This is a genomic window from Haloarchaeobius litoreus (assembly GCF_024495425.1).
GTDB lineage: Archaea > Halobacteriota > Halobacteria > Halobacteriales > Natrialbaceae > Haloarchaeobius > Haloarchaeobius litoreus.
Genome location: NZ_JANHJR010000004.1, coordinates 265,449 through 280,893 on the forward strand (window position 1 = coordinate 265,449; position 15,445 = coordinate 280,893).

The 15,445-nt window shown below is 65.4% G+C and carries 21 protein-coding genes; 13 read left to right on the forward strand and 8 right to left on the reverse strand.

What is annotated here, in order from left to right:
* The first annotated feature begins 7 nt into the window (after positions 1–7).
* Genes NOW55_RS18920 through NOW55_RS18940 form a run of 5 tightly spaced genes read left to right on the forward strand, consistent with a single transcriptional unit; the run spans position 8 to position 3,918 of the window.
* Positions 8–808: an ABC transporter ATP-binding protein gene (locus tag NOW55_RS18920; protein ID WP_256401682.1), complete on the forward strand. Its 801-nt coding sequence runs from the start codon at positions 8–10 to the stop codon at positions 806–808.
* Positions 808–2,181 carry a UbiD family decarboxylase gene (locus NOW55_RS18925; protein WP_256401683.1) on the forward strand — a complete coding sequence of 458 codons (1,374 nt, stop codon included), beginning with the start codon at positions 808–810 and terminating at the stop codon, positions 2,179–2,181. Before NOW55_RS18920 ends, NOW55_RS18925 begins: the two co-directional genes overlap by 1 nt.
* On the forward strand, positions 2,181–2,330 hold the full coding sequence (locus NOW55_RS18930) for an MJ0042-type zinc finger domain-containing protein (RefSeq protein WP_256401684.1): 150 nt from the start codon (positions 2,181–2,183) through the stop codon (positions 2,328–2,330). The genes NOW55_RS18925 and NOW55_RS18930 overlap by 1 nt, the downstream gene beginning before the upstream one ends.
* A gap of 2 nt (positions 2,331–2,332) precedes the next feature.
* Entirely contained in the window at positions 2,333–3,157 is an 825-nt protein-coding gene (locus NOW55_RS18935) for an ABC transporter permease (RefSeq protein ID WP_256401685.1), read from the forward strand.
* Positions 3,157–3,918 carry an ABC transporter permease gene (locus tag NOW55_RS18940; protein ID WP_256401686.1) on the forward strand — a complete coding sequence of 254 codons (762 nt, stop codon included), beginning with the start codon at positions 3,157–3,159 and terminating at the stop codon, positions 3,916–3,918. Before NOW55_RS18935 ends, NOW55_RS18940 begins: the two co-directional genes overlap by 1 nt.
* Positions 3,919–3,941: 23 nt before the next feature.
* Here NOW55_RS18940 and NOW55_RS18945 read toward each other — a convergent pair whose 3' ends face one another.
* Entirely contained in the window at positions 3,942–4,328 is a 387-nt protein-coding gene (locus tag NOW55_RS18945) for a VOC family protein (RefSeq protein ID WP_256401687.1), read from the reverse strand.
* Positions 4,329–4,454: 126 nt separating this feature from the next.
* On the opposite strand from NOW55_RS18945, the gene NOW55_RS18950 reads away from it, so the two are divergent.
* Both NOW55_RS18950 and NOW55_RS18955 read left to right on the forward strand, forming a co-directional pair.
* Positions 4,455–5,033 (forward strand): UbiX family flavin prenyltransferase, encoded by a 579-nt coding sequence (locus tag NOW55_RS18950; RefSeq protein ID WP_256401688.1) that lies wholly within the window; start codon positions 4,455–4,457, stop codon positions 5,031–5,033.
* Position 5,034: 1 nt separating this feature from the next.
* Positions 5,035–5,979: a DUF120 domain-containing protein gene (locus tag NOW55_RS18955; protein WP_256401689.1), complete on the forward strand. Its 945-nt coding sequence runs from the start codon at positions 5,035–5,037 to the stop codon at positions 5,977–5,979.
* Between the two features lie 46 nt (positions 5,980–6,025).
* Here the strand turns inward: NOW55_RS18955 and NOW55_RS18960 are convergent, their stop codons facing one another.
* The 3 genes from NOW55_RS18960 to NOW55_RS18970 are packed head-to-tail and all read right to left on the reverse strand — an operon-like array spanning position 6,026 to position 8,648.
* The gene (locus NOW55_RS18960) at positions 6,026–7,507 is read right to left on the reverse strand and encodes a sodium:solute symporter family protein (RefSeq protein WP_256401690.1); all 1,482 of its coding nucleotides are present in this window, start codon (positions 7,505–7,507) and stop codon (positions 6,026–6,028) included.
* Positions 7,497–7,799, reverse strand: coding sequence for a hypothetical protein (locus NOW55_RS18965; RefSeq protein WP_256401691.1), 303 nt, complete (start codon positions 7,797–7,799; stop codon positions 7,497–7,499). Before NOW55_RS18965 ends, NOW55_RS18960 begins: the two co-directional genes overlap by 11 nt.
* A 57-nt stretch (positions 7,800–7,856) precedes the next feature.
* Positions 7,857–8,648, reverse strand: a complete 792-nt coding sequence (locus tag NOW55_RS18970) for an enoyl-CoA hydratase/isomerase family protein (protein WP_256401692.1) — start codon at positions 8,646–8,648, stop codon at positions 7,857–7,859.
* 129 nt (positions 8,649–8,777) lie between these two features.
* Between NOW55_RS18970 and NOW55_RS18975 the strand changes: the two genes are divergently transcribed.
* On the forward strand, positions 8,778–10,475 hold the full coding sequence (locus NOW55_RS18975) for a (2,3-dihydroxybenzoyl)adenylate synthase (protein WP_256401693.1): 1,698 nt from the start codon (positions 8,778–8,780) through the stop codon (positions 10,473–10,475).
* Positions 10,476–10,626: 151 nt separating this feature from the next.
* Here the strand turns inward: NOW55_RS18975 and NOW55_RS18980 are convergent, their stop codons facing one another.
* The 3 genes from NOW55_RS18980 to NOW55_RS18990 form a co-directional block, all read right to left on the reverse strand.
* Entirely contained in the window at positions 10,627–10,908 is a 282-nt protein-coding gene (locus NOW55_RS18980) for a 2Fe-2S iron-sulfur cluster-binding protein (RefSeq protein ID WP_256401694.1), read from the reverse strand.
* A gap of 2 nt (positions 10,909–10,910) precedes the next feature.
* The gene (locus NOW55_RS18985) at positions 10,911–11,393 is read right to left on the reverse strand and encodes a GNAT family N-acetyltransferase (RefSeq protein WP_256401695.1); all 483 of its coding nucleotides are present in this window, start codon (positions 11,391–11,393) and stop codon (positions 10,911–10,913) included.
* Between the two features lie 74 nt (positions 11,394–11,467).
* Positions 11,468–11,797 (reverse strand): metal-sulfur cluster assembly factor, encoded by a 330-nt coding sequence (locus NOW55_RS18990; protein ID WP_256401696.1) that lies wholly within the window; start codon positions 11,795–11,797, stop codon positions 11,468–11,470.
* Positions 11,798–11,912: 115 nt separating this feature from the next.
* On the opposite strand from NOW55_RS18990, the gene NOW55_RS18995 reads away from it, so the two are divergent.
* Positions 11,913–12,695, forward strand: a complete 783-nt coding sequence (locus NOW55_RS18995) for an alpha/beta fold hydrolase (RefSeq protein ID WP_256401697.1) — start codon at positions 11,913–11,915, stop codon at positions 12,693–12,695.
* Here the strand turns inward: NOW55_RS18995 and NOW55_RS19000 are convergent.
* Positions 12,692–13,126, reverse strand: coding sequence for an acyl-CoA thioesterase (locus NOW55_RS19000; RefSeq protein ID WP_256401698.1), 435 nt, complete (start codon positions 13,124–13,126; stop codon positions 12,692–12,694). The two genes, NOW55_RS18995 and NOW55_RS19000, sit on opposite strands and share 4 nt — an antisense overlap.
* Positions 13,127–13,297: 171 nt before the next feature.
* Here NOW55_RS19000 and NOW55_RS19005 point away from each other — a divergent pair, with 171 nt between their 5' ends.
* The 4 genes from NOW55_RS19005 to NOW55_RS19020 are packed head-to-tail and all read left to right on the forward strand — an operon-like array spanning position 13,298 to position 15,445.
* On the forward strand, positions 13,298–14,200 hold the full coding sequence (locus NOW55_RS19005) for a 1,2-phenylacetyl-CoA epoxidase subunit PaaC (RefSeq protein ID WP_256401699.1): 903 nt from the start codon (positions 13,298–13,300) through the stop codon (positions 14,198–14,200).
* Complete coding sequence (locus NOW55_RS19010; protein WP_256401700.1) at positions 14,200–14,460, forward strand: hypothetical protein; 261 nt, start codon at positions 14,200–14,202, stop codon at positions 14,458–14,460. Before NOW55_RS19005 ends, NOW55_RS19010 begins: the two co-directional genes overlap by 1 nt.
* Positions 14,457–15,263, forward strand: a complete 807-nt coding sequence (locus tag NOW55_RS19015) for a 1,2-phenylacetyl-CoA epoxidase subunit PaaC (protein WP_256401701.1) — start codon at positions 14,457–14,459, stop codon at positions 15,261–15,263. Before NOW55_RS19010 ends, NOW55_RS19015 begins: the two co-directional genes overlap by 4 nt.
* Entirely contained in the window at positions 15,263–15,445 is a 183-nt protein-coding gene (locus NOW55_RS19020) for a PaaD-like zinc ribbon domain-containing protein (RefSeq protein ID WP_256401702.1), read from the forward strand. The genes NOW55_RS19015 and NOW55_RS19020 overlap by 1 nt, the downstream gene beginning before the upstream one ends.

A 15,445-nucleotide genomic window follows, 5' to 3' on the forward strand; every position in this document is an offset into this window, starting at 1 on the left:
CCAAGCAATGCCAAAAGACATCGAAGTCGACAGGATTTCGAAGACGTACGGTTCGGGAGACGGCGCGGTCCACGTACTCGACGACATCGAGTTCCACGTTCCCGAACGGGAGTTCGTCTGCGTACTGGGTCCTTCAGGCTGTGGCAAGACGACCCTCATGAAGATGATGGACGGACTCGTCGAGCCGACCAGCGGACAGATCAAGATCGGCGGCAGCGTCGTGACGGAGCCCACGGACGACGCGGCGGTCGTGTTCCAGAACTTCGAGCTGTTCCCGTGGCGGAGCACCCTCGACAACGTCGCCCTCGGCCTCGAGATCCGAGGGATGGGTGAGGAGAAACGCTACGAGATAGCGAGAGAGTGGATCGACAAGGTCGGTCTCGACGGCTTCGAGGACAGCCTGCCCTCGGAGCTCTCCGGCGGGATGCAACAGCGCGTCGGACTGGCCCGTGCACTCGCCGTGGACCCAGAGGTGCTGCTGATGGACGAGCCGTTTGGCGCGCTCGACGCCCAGACCAAGGACCGGATGCAGACCCAGCTGCTGAAGCTCTGGGAGCGCGAGAAGAAGACGGTCATCTTCGTCACGCACGACATCCGCGAGTCCATCTTCCTGGCCGACCGGGTGCTCGTCATGGGCGAGAAACCCAGCGGCATCGTCGCCGACATCGACATCCCGTTCGACCGTCCGCGCTGGAAGGACCGCATCTCGGTCGAGAACGACGACCGGTTCGAGGACATCGAGCGCGAGCTCAGGGCGCACCTGGGACTGACCGAAGGCAGCTCGGAGGACACGCTGGAGGCCACGTGATGCGGGACCTCCGAGAGTTCATCGAGACGCTGGACGGCGCGGACCTGAAGCACGTCGAGCGGGAGGTCCACCCAGCGGAATTCGACGTGACCGGGCTGCTCCAGAACCTCGAGAACCGGGACGAGTACCCGGCCGTGCTGTTCGAGAACCCGACCGACATCGAGGGGCGACCGACGGACATCCGGCTCATCAGCAACGTGTTCGCCGACAGGCGACGCGTCGCACAGGCGCTCGACCTGCCACGCGACCAGTGGCGGATGGAGACCAGCCTCGAGTACGCTCGTCGCGAGCAGAACCGGATCGAGCCGCAGGTCGTGCCCCGGACGGAGGCACCGGTCAGCGCCATCGAGGTTCCGGACCTCACGTACCTGCCGGTCGTCCGGCACCACCGGCTCGACCCGGCACCGTACGTGAACATGACGCCGTCGATGAAGGACCCTGAAACGGGCGTCTACAACGTCGCCTTCCTGCGGAACATGGTGAAGGGCCCGAAGAAGATGGGCATCCACATGTCGCCGCGGCACAACTACCGCATCTACCAGACCAACAGCGAGCAGGGCGAGCCCACGCGGATGGCGGTCGTCTGCGGCCACCACCCGGGCTACTATCTCGGCTCCCTGACGCTCGCCGGTTTCGAGGTCGACGAGTACGACGTCATCGGCGGGATGTTCGAGGAGCCGCTGCGGCTCACGCCCTCCGAGACGTGGGGCGACGAGTTCCTCGTGCCCGCCGACGCCGAGGTCGTCATCGAGGCCGAGATACGGCCCGACGACATGGAGGTCGAGGCACCGTTCGGCGAGTTCCCCGGCTACTACGGCCCACAGCGCCTGAAGCCGGTCGTCGACGTGCGCCACATCAGCCGCCGGGAGGACGCCATCTTCCAGCACACGTTCGTCGGCCACCGCGACGTGCGCATCCTCGGCTCCGTCCCGAAGGAGGGCGGCATCTACCGCGACATCGCGGGTCGCGTCCCCGGCGTCGAGCAGGTGTACCTGCCCGGCTCGGGCTGTGGCCGGTTCCGCTGCTACGTCAGCATCGACCAGGACACCGAGGGCGAGGCGAAACACGCCGCGCTGCAGGCGCTCGCGAGTTCGGACTTCGTCAAGCAGGTCGTCGTCGTCGACGACGACGTGGACGCCTTCGACGAGGAGTCGGTGCTCTGGGCGGTGGCGACGCGGATGCGCCCCGACGAGGACATGGACGTCATCAAGAACGTGAAGGGCAACACGCTGGACCCGAGCGTTCGCGGTGAGGTGGCCAACTCGAAGGTCATCATCGACGCGACCATCCACCCGGACGAACAGTACCCACCGCGCCTCGATATCCCCGAGGACGCGCTCGAACGCATGCAGCCGGAGGAGTACATCGACTGATGCCACGAGCGTTCTGGGCCCAGTGCCCGAAGTGCGACGAATCGTTCCAGGCTCACTACGACGAGCTCCGCAACAGCGGCATCAAGCTCCTCTGTCCGACCTGCGGCCACCGGTTCCTGGACAGCGAGGCGAAATCTATCACCGAATAACGATGGCATACTCAGAAGACGTACAGAAAGGCTTCCAACGGGTGAGCGAGCTCCCGGGGATGGGCTGGCTCGCCCGACACAGAGGAATCATCGTCAGACTGTTCGCGGTGCTCGTCGGGCTCGCCGCCTGGGAGCTCTACGCGCGGGGGCAGCCGCAGTACCTGTTCCCCGGGCTCGAGCTCATCTGGGAGGCGTTCGTCGAGCAGTACGAGGAGTACAACCTCGTCGGCGCGTACCTTGAGAGCCTGAAGTCGATGTTCGCCGGGTACATCCTCGCGGCCGTGCTCGGCATCGGCATCGGGCTCCTGATGGGGCTCGACCGGCGCATCGACGTGATGCTGAACCCGTACATCAACGCGGTGTACGTCGCACCGGTGTCGGCACTGGTGCCCATCTTCATCCTCGTCGGCGGGCCCACCTTCGAGGTGCGCCTGCTCATCGTGTTCCTGTTCGCGTTCTTCGAGATCACAATCGACACGTACGAGGGCGTGAAGACGACGCCCGAAGGGCTGCTCGAAGCGAGCAAGTCGTTCGGTGCTAGCAAGTACTTCACCGTCAGGCACGTCATCCTGCCGCACGACCTGCCGTACATCACGGCCGGGCTCCGGCTGGGTCTCGGCCGGGCCGTGCAGGGGATGATCCTCGCGGAGATCCTCGTCGAGTTCGTCAACCTCGGCGCCATCATCCGCACCTGGTCGAACCTGTTCCGCATCTCGGGCGTCCTCTCCATCGTCATCGTGCTGATGCTCACCAGTATCGTCCTGACGCGCCTGCTGCAGGTCGTCGAGTCGAGGATGCTTGACTGGAACCCGGAGGTGGAGGTCTGATGCTCGACATGGAGCAGCGGTCCCACCGCGTCGGCCTGCAGGCCGGCTTCGGTGTGTTCCTGTTCGCCGTCTACGTCGTCGCGGCGGCGACGTTCGTCGAGCAGTTGCCGATGCCCGACCTCATCCTGGACGCGTTCGTCCAGCAGGTCGAGGAGGAGAGGTTGATCAACGCGTTCGCCTACGCGATGCGTGCCATCCTGCTCGGCTTCTTCACGGCCGTCGTCGTCGGCATCCCGCTCGGGCTGGCGATGGGGGTGAACCGGTTCGTCGAGGAGTTCATGGACCCGTACGTGAACGCGCTGTACGTCGTGCCCTTCGCGGCGCTCGTGCCGGCGTTCATCATCTGGTTCGGCACCGGACTGCAGGTCCGCTGGGTCATCGTGTTCATGTTCGCGGTGTTCCCCATCATCATCAACACGTTCGAGGGCGCGAAGACGGCCCCCGACAACCTGCTCGAGGTCGCCGATTCGTTCAACGCCGGCCGGATGTTCAAGATCAAGAGCGTCATCGTGCCCCACGAGATACCGTACATCCTCGCCGGGCTCCGCCTGGGAATCGGCCGTGCCGTGAAGGGCCTCGTCGTCACGGAGATCATCGTCGCGGTCTCCGGTATCGGCGGCATCCTGAAGGCGTGGAGTGCGGCCTACAAGCTGGAGGGCGTCATCAGCATCGTCCTCGCGCTCATGGCACTCGGCATCCTGCTCCCGTGGGTGCTGAAGGTCATCCACCAGCGCGTCCTGTGGTGGGACCCCGGCCACTGAGCCGGCCCCCCTCGTTCTCGGTCCTACGCTATCGGTTGCGACACTTCGAGGACGTAGCCGTCCGGGTCGCGGACGAGGAACATCCGCCGTCCCCAGTCCACGTCGCGCGGTTGGATGAGCGTGTCCGCATCGTGTTCGTCCGCCGTCTCGTACACCGCGTCCACGTCGTCGACTTCCAGCACGACGACGACGCCGTCGCCGCGTGACTCGCCGGGCGGCGACATGCCGAACGCCGCGAGCGTTTCCTCGTCGAAGTCGCGCTCGACCTTGAGCGTACACTGACCGGTGTCGAACGCCGCGCTCCGCTCGCCGTGGTCGGTACAGGTCAGTCCGAGCGACTGCTCGTAGAACTCGACCGACGCGTCGAGGTCGGCCGTCATGAGGTACACCTGATGCGTTGTCGGAGCCATGCGTAGAGAGCGTCGCCAGCGCCCATAAATCGTCGGGTGCTGCTGGCAGTTCCGCCCGTTCTCCCGGTCTCAGTCGGTGGGTTCCGGGACCAAATCTATATACTACTCCGATTCGAACCAGTGTGCGTGACAGAACGTATCGTGGTCGGGATGACGGGTGCCACCGGGCAGATCTACGGCATCCGTGCGCTCGAACTTCTGGCGGACACCGAGTACGAGACGCACCTCATCCTCTCGAACGCGGCGAAGATCAACCTCAAACAGGAGGCGCGGACGGAGGTGAACGAGGTCGTCGCGCTGGCCGACGAGACCCACGACGTGAAGAACATCGGCGCGAAGACCGCGAGCGGGTCGTTCCGGACCGAGGGGATGCTCGTCGCTCCGTGTTCGATGAAGACCCTCTCGAACATCGCCCACGGTGACGCCGGGAACCTCATCACGCGGTCGGCCGACGTGATGCTCAAGGAGCGACGACCGCTCGTGCTCATGCCCCGGGAGAAGCCGTTCAACCGCATCCACCTCAAGAACATGCTGGAGGTGACCGACGCCGGCGCGGTCGTCTTCCCGCCGTTCCCCTCGTTCTACCAGAAGCCGTGGGACCTCGACGAGATGATCAGTCGCACGACCGCACGGGCGCTCGCCCAGCTCGACGTCGACGTGGCCATCGAGGAGTGGGGCGGCATCGAGGCGAGCGACATAGAGTGAGATGACGGCTCTGGACGACGACTCGGCGACGGGACGTGTCACCGATGGGGAGGGCGACGCAGCGAACTTCATCGAGCAGGTGGCGGACCTGCTCGAGGAGGCCGTCGGCTTCCGTGTGTTCCCTGGCACGCTGAACCTCGACGGCGTCGACTCGCTCGACCACCTCGAGACCGACACGGTCCCACTGCCCGGCGACCCCCACTGCGACGGGCTCGACATCAGCCCCTGCCGCGTCGGCGGCGTCCGCGCGGCAGTCATCCGGCCGCTCGTCCCCGACTACCCCGGGACGAAGACGGAGCTCGTCGCGCCGGTCAGACTCCGTACCGTCCTCCGGGTCGAGGCCGGGGACGAGGTGGTCATCGCCGCGCCCGGCGACTGCGAGCCGACTCCGGCGCTGAACGGGCACGAGGCCGACCGCTTCGACGGCGTCGTCTTCGACCTCGACGGGACGCTCGTGGACCTCGACGTCGACTGGCCGGCCGTCCACGAGCGCCTCGAATCGTTGCTCGACCCCTACCTCGACGGCCCCATCACCGACCACAGCCGCGTCGAGGTGTTCGACCTCGCGCGCGAGCACGGGCTGGACGACGAACTCGAAGACATCGTCGGGAGTGCCGAGGTCGCGGGTGCCGAGACGGCGCGGAAGCTGCCCGCGCTCTCCGTCCTGCCCTCGCTCGACTGTCCGGTCGGCGTCTGCACCGCCAACGCCGAGGAGGCTGCACGGCGGGCGCTCGACCGGTTCGACGTGCTCGACCACGTCGACAGCGTCGTCGCCCGGGACACGATGGCCGCGGACAAACCCGAGCGGGAGACGCTCTCGCGTTCGCTCGAAGAACTCGGTATCGACGCCGGCAACGCCCTCTACGTCGGCGACGAGGACGGCGACCGACTGCTCGCTGTCGCGGTCGGAACCTCGTACTGCCACGTCGAACAGTTCTCGGTCTGACGTAACAGTTCACTGAACCGGCTCACCGGAAATCGGGAGTCCGGTCCTACCAGACGTCCCTGAACAACCGTTCGTACTCCGCGAGTCGGCCCGCAGGTGCCTCGTCGGTCACCGCCGAGACGACGACCATCGCGACGACCTGCACCACGAGCAGCGGCACGAACGGGAGGAACCCGAACGTGAGCGAGCCGGGGAGTACACCGAGTTCGAACGCCCAGAGGCCGACGAAGCCGACCAACAGTCCGACGAGGACGCTCTCCTCGGAGGAGGCCCGCCAGTAGAACGCCGAGACGAACGGGACGAACATCAACGCGTAGCCCGAGAACGCGAACGTCGCGGTGTCGACGATGCTGTCCTTCGTCACCAGTGCCCCGACGTACGCCAGCGCGAAGATGATAACGAGGAACGCGCGGGTGAGCCACACCTCGCGCTCGTTGCTGTCGATGTCGAAGAACTCCCGCGCCACGTCCTCGGTGAAGAACGTGCTCAGCGTGAGTACCTGTCCGTCGAGACTCGACATGAGCGCGGCGAGGATGCCGGCGAGCGCGAAGCCGACGACCCAGACCGGCAGGAACTCCGCCACCATCGTCGGCAGGATGAAGTCGGGGTTACCGAGCTCGGGGAACTGTGCGACGCCCCAGAAGCCGAGCATCACCGCCGGGACCCAGACGACGACGACCGCGACCGGATACAGCAGCGACGTCTGCTTCAGCGTCTCGACCGACTTCGCGGTCATGTAGCGCATGATGAGATGTGGGAACATGAACGCGCCGAAGGCGACGATGAGTCCCTGCGAGAGCCACGTCCTGGTCTGGAACGGCGGGATGCCGCCCCGGTTCAGGAGCACGCCGTTGTTGATGCTGGCGACGGCCTCCGTCGCCGCGCCGAAGCCGCCGATGCGGGTGGGGACCCAGACGAACATCGCCAGGAGGAACGCGATGAAGACGGCCCCCTGGAACGCGTTCGTCCAGCCGGTGCCACGCATCCCGCCCTGGTAGACGTACAGCCCGACGACGACCAGCACGATGAGCGCGCCGAGCCAGTAGGGGATGAGCCCCTCGGTCAGCGACTCGAAGACGATACCACCGCCCTGCACGCCGACGAGCAGGTACGGAATCGTCCAGATGGTGAACATCGTCATGATGACGACGCCGAGGTACGAGGAGTTCCAACGATGGTTGACGATCTGACCCGGTGTGATGTGTCCGAAGCGTTTTCCAACGAGCCAGATGCGGTACCCGACCGTCATGAGGAACACCGGGAAGAGGAACGCGAACAGCGAGACGAAGAAGCCGTACGCGCCCGCTCCAGCCCGATAGGCGAGGCCCGGTGCACCGATCATCACCACGGCGGTCATGTTCGTGGCGAACAGCGCCGCGAGCAGGATGATGGTGTTGAACGACCGGTCCGCCATGAGGAAGTCCTCCCGGCTCGTCCCGGTCGCTCGGGCGGCGACGTAGCCGACACCGAGAACCAAGAACAGGTACACCACCGTGACGGAGAGGATGACGACGTTGTCAGCGACCATCGCCCGTCACCTCGGATGCCGTCTCCGTCGTCGTCTCCGAACCGGCCCCGTCCCCGAAGACGCCCGTGGGAGGTTCCGGAGCGAGCCGGTACATCGCGTAGAGCACGACGACCCCGAACAGATTGAACATGGCGTCGTACGCGATCTGTATCGGGAGCCAGCCGAAGACGAGTGTATCTGAGTCAACGATGCCGACCACTTCGCTCTGATGCAGTACCACCATCGCCAGGATGACCAGCAGGACAAGCGCGCGTCTCGGCTCGTCGGGCCACCAGAAGCTCTCTCTGAACATCTGCGGGCTATCGTTCAGAACAATCACTAATAAACCCGAGGGTCGGGGAAGGGGAGTTTATTCCCCGGTGAACTCGGGAGACCGCCGCTCGCGGAACGCCGCGATACCTTCGGCGTGGTCGTCGCTGTTGCCGAGGATGGCGTTCGCACGTGCCTCGTTCTCCAGCGCCTCCTCGAACGTCGCGTTGACGCCCTCGTGGAGGAGCTGTTTGGACATCCCCAGGGCCGCAGTCGGCCCGTCGCGGAGCTGTCCCACGAGCTCGTCGACCTTCTCGTCGAGTTCGTCAGCCGGGACCGCGTAGTTGACGAGGCCGATGTCTTCTGCCTCCGTCGCGTCGACCGGCCGGCCGGTCATCACGAGCTCCTTCGCCTTCGCGAGGCTCGTACTGTGGGTCAGCAGGTACGAGCCGCCGCAGTCGATTGCCAGCCCGACGTTCTTGAAGCCCTCGCTGAGCGTCGCGTCCTCGGCGGCGACGATGATATCACACGAGAGTGCGAGGTTCGAGCCGGCCCCGATGGCGTCGCCCTGGAGCCGGCAGACGACGGGTTTGTCCAGTGCCATCAGCGCCTTCATCGGCCGGTGGATGCCCTCGGTGATGTACTCCCGTCGCTCGACGCCCGTCGCGTCGTCGTCGAGCAGTTCGCCGAGTGCCTTCACGTCGCCGCCCCCGCAGAACAGGTCGCCCTCCGCCGCGAGGACGACCACGCGTACCTCGTCGTCGCTGGCCGCGTCCGCGACCCCCTCGACCAGCCCCTCGATGACGTCGGCGTTCATCGCGTTCCGTGCTTCGGGTCGTGCGAGCGTGATCTCCGCGACGCCGTCCGAGACGCTGTAGGTGACAGCTGACATGAGACTACCATCGTGCAGGGCCGAATTAAAACTAGCGTCGGCGGACCCCCGACCCCGGCCGCACGAATCGGGACGTGAGGTGGGGCTTGCGTAGATTTATTATCCAGTGGTGGGTTCTTTCTTCATACCATGGCCGGGTACGAGTCCGCGACACTGGACATCGACGGGTACGTACCGTTCTCTGAGGAACGGTGCAGGCAGTACATCGAGGACGGGCACTGGCGGAACCTGACCTTCCACGACGTGCTGGACAGGGCGGCGGACGACCAGCCGGATCGGACGGCTGTCATCGGACCACATCGGGAGCTCAGCTACGGGGACCTGCAGACGCGGTCACGACAGCTTGCGGCCGCGCTCGTCGAGAATCTGGGCCTCGAGGTGGGCGACATGGCCGTCTTCCAGTTCCCGAACTGCACCGAGTTCGTCGAGGCGTTCTTCGCCTGCTCGCGCGCCGGCGTCGTGCCGGTGATGCTCCTGCCGCGGCACCGCGCCGCCGAGGCGACCCACGTGACGAACCTCACCGACGCGAAGGCCTTCTTCACCGCGGGTGACCGCTACGAGATGGGGTTCGACCACGTCGGCCTCGTCGACGACATCGCGGCGGACTGCGACTCGCTGGAGCACCGAGTCGCCGTGTGCGACGAGACGGTGCCCGACGGCTGGCACTCCTTCGACGACCTGTTCGAGCCGGACGGTACTGACGCCGCTGACGACATCGAGGTCAACCCGTTCGACCCGGGTCTGATGCTCCTCTCGGGTGGCACGACCGGGATGCCGAAGGGCATCCCCCGGACCCACAACGACTACGTGTTCCAGTGGGAGTACATGGCGTCGGTCTCGGAGGTCGAGGACGACTGGGTCTCGTTCCCGAGCGTCCCCATCGGCCACAACGCGTCGCTGAACTGCATCGTGGGAGCGACGTTCTGGGCGGGTGGCACGCTCGCCGTCGAGCCCAACCTGAAACCGGAGTCGCTGATGGCACTCATCGAGCGCGTCGGGGGGAACTACACCCTCCCGATTCCGACGCAGCTCATCGACATCCTCGAGCACCCGAAGCTCGACGAGTACGACCTCTCCTCGCTGGAAGTCGTGATGAGCGGCGGCCAGAAGGTGCGGCCGAAGGCGGTCTACGACTTCGTCGACAACTGGGACGTGGGGTTCGAGAACATCTTCGGGATGGCCGAAGGCCCACTCATCTGCACCCGACCGGACGACGACGTGGACGTACAGGCACACACCGTCGGGCGGCCTATCGCCCCCGACGCCGACGAGGTGAAGATCGTCGACGAACGACGCGAGGAGGAGGTCCAGCAGGGCGAGGCCGGTGAGCTGGCCGTTCGTGGGCCGGGGTTCTTCACCGGCTACTTCCGGAACGAGGAGGAGAACAGCGAGAACTTCGACGAGGACGGCTGGTTCTACACCGAGGACGTGCTCCGGCTGAACGACGACGGCAACTTCGAGGTGTTCGGCCGGATGAAGGACACCATCATCCGGGGCGGCGAGAACATCTACGCGCCGGGTATCGAGGACGAGATCATCGAGCACCCGTCGGTGATGAACGTCGCCGTCATCGGGATGCCGGACGAACGACTCGGCGAACGCCCGTGTGCGTTCATCGAACTCGAACCCGACGCTGAAGCCGTCACGGTCGACTCGCTCTCGACCTTCCTCGACGAGCGGGGCATCGCGGTGTTCAAACACCCCGAACGGGTCGAGATCGTCGACGAGATTCCCCGAACCGAGGTCGGCAAGATCGCGAAGGTGTCCCTGGAGGAGCGCATCACCCAGCAGCTGAAATCGGAGGGCGTCCTCCCCGAGGAGTACTGAGACCGCCACATCGGCCCGTAACGGTCGTCAGACACCCTTTCTGGAATAATCTGCCGTTAGTGAAATCGGGAGCGTGGCCCGGATGCCGGGGACACCCGACCGAGAGCCAGCCCAGCTTAACACACCCTAAGGGCGTGTAATTCGGCGGTCGTTACGGCGTGTCGTCGGAGTACACGTCGAGGTCCGAGAGCGGGCGCGCGACACAGGTCAGGCAGTAGCCTTCCGCCTTCTCGTCCTCCGTGAGCATCATCGCGTCCTCCTGCCGGACCTCGCCCTCCGCACGGGCCACGCACATCCCACAGTGGCCCATCCGACACTGGTACTGGAGGTTCAGCCCGTGTTTCTCGGCCATGTCGAGGATGCTGTCGGGGCTGTCCTCGTCCATCTCGAACGAGACATCCTCGTTGACGAAATGGACGGTGTGCTCTGGCATGCTCAGAGCTCTCCTTCGTAGGTGTGCTCGATCTGTTCCAGTCCGTACTCCTCGTAGATCTCGCCGAGGTAGTGGTTCTCCGCGAGGACGTTCATCCGGTAGAAGGAGAGGTTCTGCTCGTGTTTGAACCACTCCTCCGCCTTGTCGAGGAGGGCGGCCTCGATGCCCTGACGCTGGTAGCCGCTGCGCACGTGGTGACCGAAGATCATCCCGTGCTGGTCGAGCTGGAAGATCGGGTGGGCACCCATCACTCTGACCTCGATGACACCCAGAAGACCCTCGACCTCGGTCGAGTCGGCGACGAAGACGGACGCCTTCGAGCTACCGACCATCCGGTTGAGGAAGTAATCACGCCACTGGTCACCGGCGTCGGCCTTGTGTTCGTAGCGGGCGTCGAACTGCGAGAGATGGTCGGAGTACTCGTACCACAGGGAGAGTATCTCGTCGGCGTCGTCCTCTTCGGCGTACCGTATCTCGTAGTTCATACTGGTGATTCGGAAGGGGATACCAAATGGTTTGCGGGAATCGGATTCTCGGCGTTCATCCTGCGTCCCTCGGTTCAGACCGCGATACCGAGCGAACGGAGCTGCATCTTGCCCTCGTCGGTCATCTTGTCCTTCGTCCAGACCGGGTCCCAGACGATCTCCACGTCGACGCGCTCGATCTCGTCGAACTCGCGGAGCCGCTCAGAGACCTCCTCGGTCATCAGCTGGGCGGCGGGACAGCCCATCGCGGTCAGCGTCATGTCCACGGACGCGTGGCCGTCCTCGACCGTCACGTCGTACACCAATCCGAGGTCGACGATGCTGATGGGGAGTTCGGGGTCGGTCACGTCACGGAGCGCCTCGTGGCACTGCTCGTCCAGCGCGGCTGCTTCACCTGGCTGCATGCTACCTCGTAACGTCGTGAGTATATTATACCTTCTGGTGAGCCAGACCGGGTTCTACCGGGTGAGAGCGCCGCTGCGGTACGTTTTTACCGAGGGGCGGCGATTGACAGTGCGTATGCGCACCGAAGTCAACGGTATCGAACTCGCGTACGAGGTCGAGGGTCGTGGTCGGCCGGTCGTCCTCGTCCACGGACTCGGAAGCACACTCAACACGTGGGAGGGGGTGGCGGACTCCCTCTCCGTGGCCTACGAGGTCTACCGGTTCGACCTCCGTGGCAGTGGTCGGAGCGACGTTCCGGACGGACCGTACGAGCTCGACGACTGGGTGGGCGACCTCCGCGCGTTCCTCGACGACCAGGAGCTCGACGCGGTCCACCTGGTCGGGCACTCGCTCGGCAGCATCGTCTCGATGCAGTTCGCCGCCGAGAGCCCCGAGCGGGTCCGTACACTCTCGCTCGCGGCCGCCGGTCCGGGGATGCCCGACGAGAAGGTTGCCGAGCTGTCGTCCGTCGCCGACGCCATCGAGTCCGAGGGGATGGACGCCCACGCCGACGAGGAGACCGCCGAGTCGCTGTCGGCACACACGAAGGAGACGAAGCCGGAACTCGTCGGGCTCTACCGCGAACTCGTCCTCTCGAACGACCCGGCTGGCTACGCGGCGTCGATGCGTGGCCTGATGGACGCGTCCGTGATGCCGGTGCTCGGCGACATCGAGGCCCCGACGCTGTTGCTGGCGGCGGAGAACGACACCGTGACGCCGCCGGTCGCCTCGCTCATCATCGCCGGAAAGGTTCCGGATGCGACCGTCACGGTGCTCCCGGACGCCGGCCACATGGCACACCTGGAAGCGCCGAAGGCGGTGGCGACGGAGCTGCACGAGTTCATCGCGAACAACTAGTCGGACCGACTCCCGTCGGCGTCACTCCACTCGTAGGGTTCGAGGGCGACCCGGAACTCCGCGGGGATCTCCTCGGTGCCGTCTTCGCCGGTCGAGAGACAGACCCTGGTCACGTCGATGCGGAACGCCTCGTGGTCCTGGGTCAGGTTCTCCGCGTGCGCCCTGACGTCGAACGACTTCGTGCCGAAGGACTCGACGCCGACGTGGACGGCCACCTCGTCGCCCAGCTCGATGGGCCCCCTGAAGTCACCCTCCGCGTGGGCCATCGGGAACAGCACGCCCAGTTCATCGGCGAGCTTCGGGATGGGGTAGCCGACGTGCTCGAACCACTCCTCCTCGGCGACGTGGGCGTAGTTGAACAGGCGACCGTAGAACACCCGGCCGGCGTAGTCGATGTCGTCGAACCGTGCGGTTATCGTGTGCTCGAACATCGTCCGTACCTCCACAGGCGACGGGATGAATCTTGCCCCGGCCACCCGGACCTCGGGCTCCGTGACGGAGCTGGTGGTCAAGACCGGTTCCAGGGCCGATTTTTCTCCACGCTGGACTGGGTATGTTCGAAGCTAGCATTTAATACGGTGTAACGACGAGTATGACTCGATATGGGCGTCGTAGAACGTCAGTTAGAGGAGTTGAAAGCGGAGTGTAAAGCCGATGACGAGGAGCTCATCGGCAAGGTCTCTCGCGGCGAGATGATCGAGACGATAGAGGAGATGAGTCCGGGCTATCTCCACACGCTCGTCGAGTTCATGCTCACCCAGCACGACACCGAGATCATGAGCGCCTGCTCGTACCACCCAGCGGCGACACAGATGGCACCGACGATGGACGCCAAAGTGTCGGGCAGCGCCGTCGTGCAGGACGAGATTGGCCACGCGAACCTGGGCTACCGCGTGCTCTCCGACCTCGGCTTCGACAAGGAGGCGCTGATGTACGAGCGCGACCCGAAGGAGTGGCGGAACATGCGAGTGTTCGACGAGCCGTTCGAGAACTTCGCCGAGTTCGCCTGCGGCGTCGGCTTCTACGACCGCGCGGGCACCATCCAGATCGGCGACATCGAGGAGAACTGCTCGTTCGGCCCGTGGAAACGCTACGAGCGGAAGGTCGTCGCCGAGGAGGGGTTCCACAAGCGCCTCGGTGACATGTGGTTCAAGCGCCTCGGCAGCGGCACGGACCGCCAGCAGGAGACGCTGCAGGCTGCGGTCGACAAGATGTTCCCGAAGGCCATCGCGTTCCTCGGACACCCCGAGAAGGAGGGCAAGGCCATCAAACGCATCCGCGAGTACAGCCTCCGGAAGGGCTCGAACCGGGAGCACCGCCAGGAGTGGCTGCGACAGGTCGTCGAGACGTTCGACCCGCTCGAGGTCGACGTCCCCGCCCACTACGACGAGGACGCCGACGAGTACGTCGTCGACCTCGACATGGACTGGAAGGGCGTCTACGACGAGTGGAAGCAGTCCCCCGGCCCCGTCGACCACATCCAGACCGTCAGAGGCGTTGCATAATGAAGAAGGAGACCTACGAGGTCCTCGGCCGCGTGTCCTCGGGCGAACCCATCCGCTCCGTCGGCAGCGTCGAGGCCCCCAACGACTCGTTCGCGACCCGCTACGCCGAGATGTTCTACGACGAGGAGGACTGGGATCTCCTGTTCGTCGTCGCCCGCGAGAACATGCTCAAGGCGAAAGGACGGACCGGCCACGAGTACTCCGACACGGGCACCGTCGAGGAGGCGACGGTCGCCGCCGTCGCAGGTGAGAGCCGATGAGCGCGGAGCTCACATCGGAGGGGCGCAGGGCCGCCTACGACCTCGCTCTCGTGCTCGCGGACACCAAGTTCATCACCGCCCACCGGTACTCGGAGTGGGGGATGCTCGGAGCCCCGGACATCGAGGAGGACATCGCGCTCTCCTCGGTCATCCAGGACGAGCTCGGCCACGCACGCAGCGCGTACCGAGCCGTGACGAAGATCGGTGCCGACGTCGAGGGTGGGGCCGACGACGTGGACGACCTGCTCTACGAGCGCGACGCCGATGAGTGGCGGTCGGCAACGGTGCTCGACGAAAAGCTGGCGAACTGGGCCGACATCGTCGGCTCGCTCGCGTTCCTCGACTTCGCGACGGTGCTCGTCTTCGAGAACGTCCGCGACGGCTCGTTCGACGCGCTCCAGGGCATGGCCGGGAAGGTGCTGCAGGAGGAGTCCCAGCACGTCCAGCACGGCCAGGCGTGGCTCGGCGTGTACGCGGACCCGGACCAGGACGAGTTCGAGCAGCGCGACATGCAGGCGGCCATCGACCGCTTCGTCCCCGGCGTCGCGAGCTGGCTCGGGACCGGGGGCTCGGAGCTCGTCGAGGCGGGCGTGTTCACGCGCACCAACGACGAGATGCGCGAGGAGTTCCTCTCGGAGGTCCAGACCCTCGTCGAGGCCAACGGCTACGAGATGCCAGACGTGCCCGACGACTGGGACGACTGGGACGCATCGACCCGCCGAAACGCACCCCCGGACCCGGACTCGTTCACGGAGACCGTGGACGAGGCAACCGGGCGGGAACACCGGTACCTCGCGGGCTGATGAGCGACGAGACCAGGGCCGGCTCACGGCTCACGAACCAGCAGGAAGACGGCGTCGAGTGCCCGTACTGCGGCAGCGAGGAGACCATCCTCGAGAGTCCGTTCGGCAGCACGGTGTTGAAGTCCCAGTACCACTGCGAGGACTGCAACAACGTGTTCGAGCACATCAAGTTCGAGGAGTAG

Bases quoted from the DNA above. Each gene is read 5' to 3' on its own strand.
- NOW55_RS18920 (WP_256401682.1), top strand. From the start codon at position 8: ATGCCAAAAGACATCGAAGTCGACAGGATTTCGAAGACGTACGGTTCG.
- NOW55_RS18925 (WP_256401683.1), top strand. From the start codon at position 808: ATGCGGGACCTCCGAGAGTTCATCGAGACGCTGGACGGCGCGGACCTG.
- NOW55_RS18930 (WP_256401684.1), top strand. From the start codon at position 2,181: ATGCCACGAGCGTTCTGGGCCCAGTGCCCGAAGTGCGACGAATCGTTC.
- NOW55_RS18935 (WP_256401685.1), top strand. From the start codon at position 2,333: ATGGCATACTCAGAAGACGTACAGAAAGGCTTCCAACGGGTGAGCGAG.
- NOW55_RS18940 (WP_256401686.1), top strand. From the start codon at position 3,157: ATGCTCGACATGGAGCAGCGGTCCCACCGCGTCGGCCTGCAGGCCGGC.
- NOW55_RS18945 (WP_256401687.1), bottom strand. From the start codon at position 4,328: ATGGCTCCGACAACGCATCAGGTGTACCTCATGACGGCCGACCTCGAC.
- NOW55_RS18955 (WP_256401689.1), top strand. From the start codon at position 5,035: ATGACGGCTCTGGACGACGACTCGGCGACGGGACGTGTCACCGATGGG.
- NOW55_RS18960 (WP_256401690.1), bottom strand. From the start codon at position 7,507: ATGGTCGCTGACAACGTCGTCATCCTCTCCGTCACGGTGGTGTACCTG.
- NOW55_RS18965 (WP_256401691.1), bottom strand. From the start codon at position 7,799: ATGTTCAGAGAGAGCTTCTGGTGGCCCGACGAGCCGAGACGCGCGCTT.
- NOW55_RS18970 (WP_256401692.1), bottom strand. From the start codon at position 8,648: ATGTCAGCTGTCACCTACAGCGTCTCGGACGGCGTCGCGGAGATCACG.
- NOW55_RS18975 (WP_256401693.1), top strand. From the start codon at position 8,778: ATGGCCGGGTACGAGTCCGCGACACTGGACATCGACGGGTACGTACCG.
- NOW55_RS18980 (WP_256401694.1), bottom strand. From the start codon at position 10,908: ATGCCAGAGCACACCGTCCATTTCGTCAACGAGGATGTCTCGTTCGAG.
- NOW55_RS18985 (WP_256401695.1), bottom strand. From the start codon at position 11,393: ATGAACTACGAGATACGGTACGCCGAAGAGGACGACGCCGACGAGATA.
- NOW55_RS18990 (WP_256401696.1), bottom strand. From the start codon at position 11,797: ATGCAGCCAGGTGAAGCAGCCGCGCTGGACGAGCAGTGCCACGAGGCG.
- NOW55_RS18995 (WP_256401697.1), top strand. From the start codon at position 11,913: ATGCGCACCGAAGTCAACGGTATCGAACTCGCGTACGAGGTCGAGGGT.
- NOW55_RS19000 (WP_256401698.1), bottom strand. From the start codon at position 13,126: ATGTTCGAGCACACGATAACCGCACGGTTCGACGACATCGACTACGCC.
- NOW55_RS19005 (WP_256401699.1), top strand. From the start codon at position 13,298: ATGGGCGTCGTAGAACGTCAGTTAGAGGAGTTGAAAGCGGAGTGTAAA.
- NOW55_RS19010 (WP_256401700.1), top strand. From the start codon at position 14,200: ATGAAGAAGGAGACCTACGAGGTCCTCGGCCGCGTGTCCTCGGGCGAA.
- NOW55_RS19015 (WP_256401701.1), top strand. From the start codon at position 14,457: ATGAGCGCGGAGCTCACATCGGAGGGGCGCAGGGCCGCCTACGACCTC.
- NOW55_RS19020 (WP_256401702.1), top strand. From the start codon at position 15,263: ATGAGCGACGAGACCAGGGCCGGCTCACGGCTCACGAACCAGCAGGAA.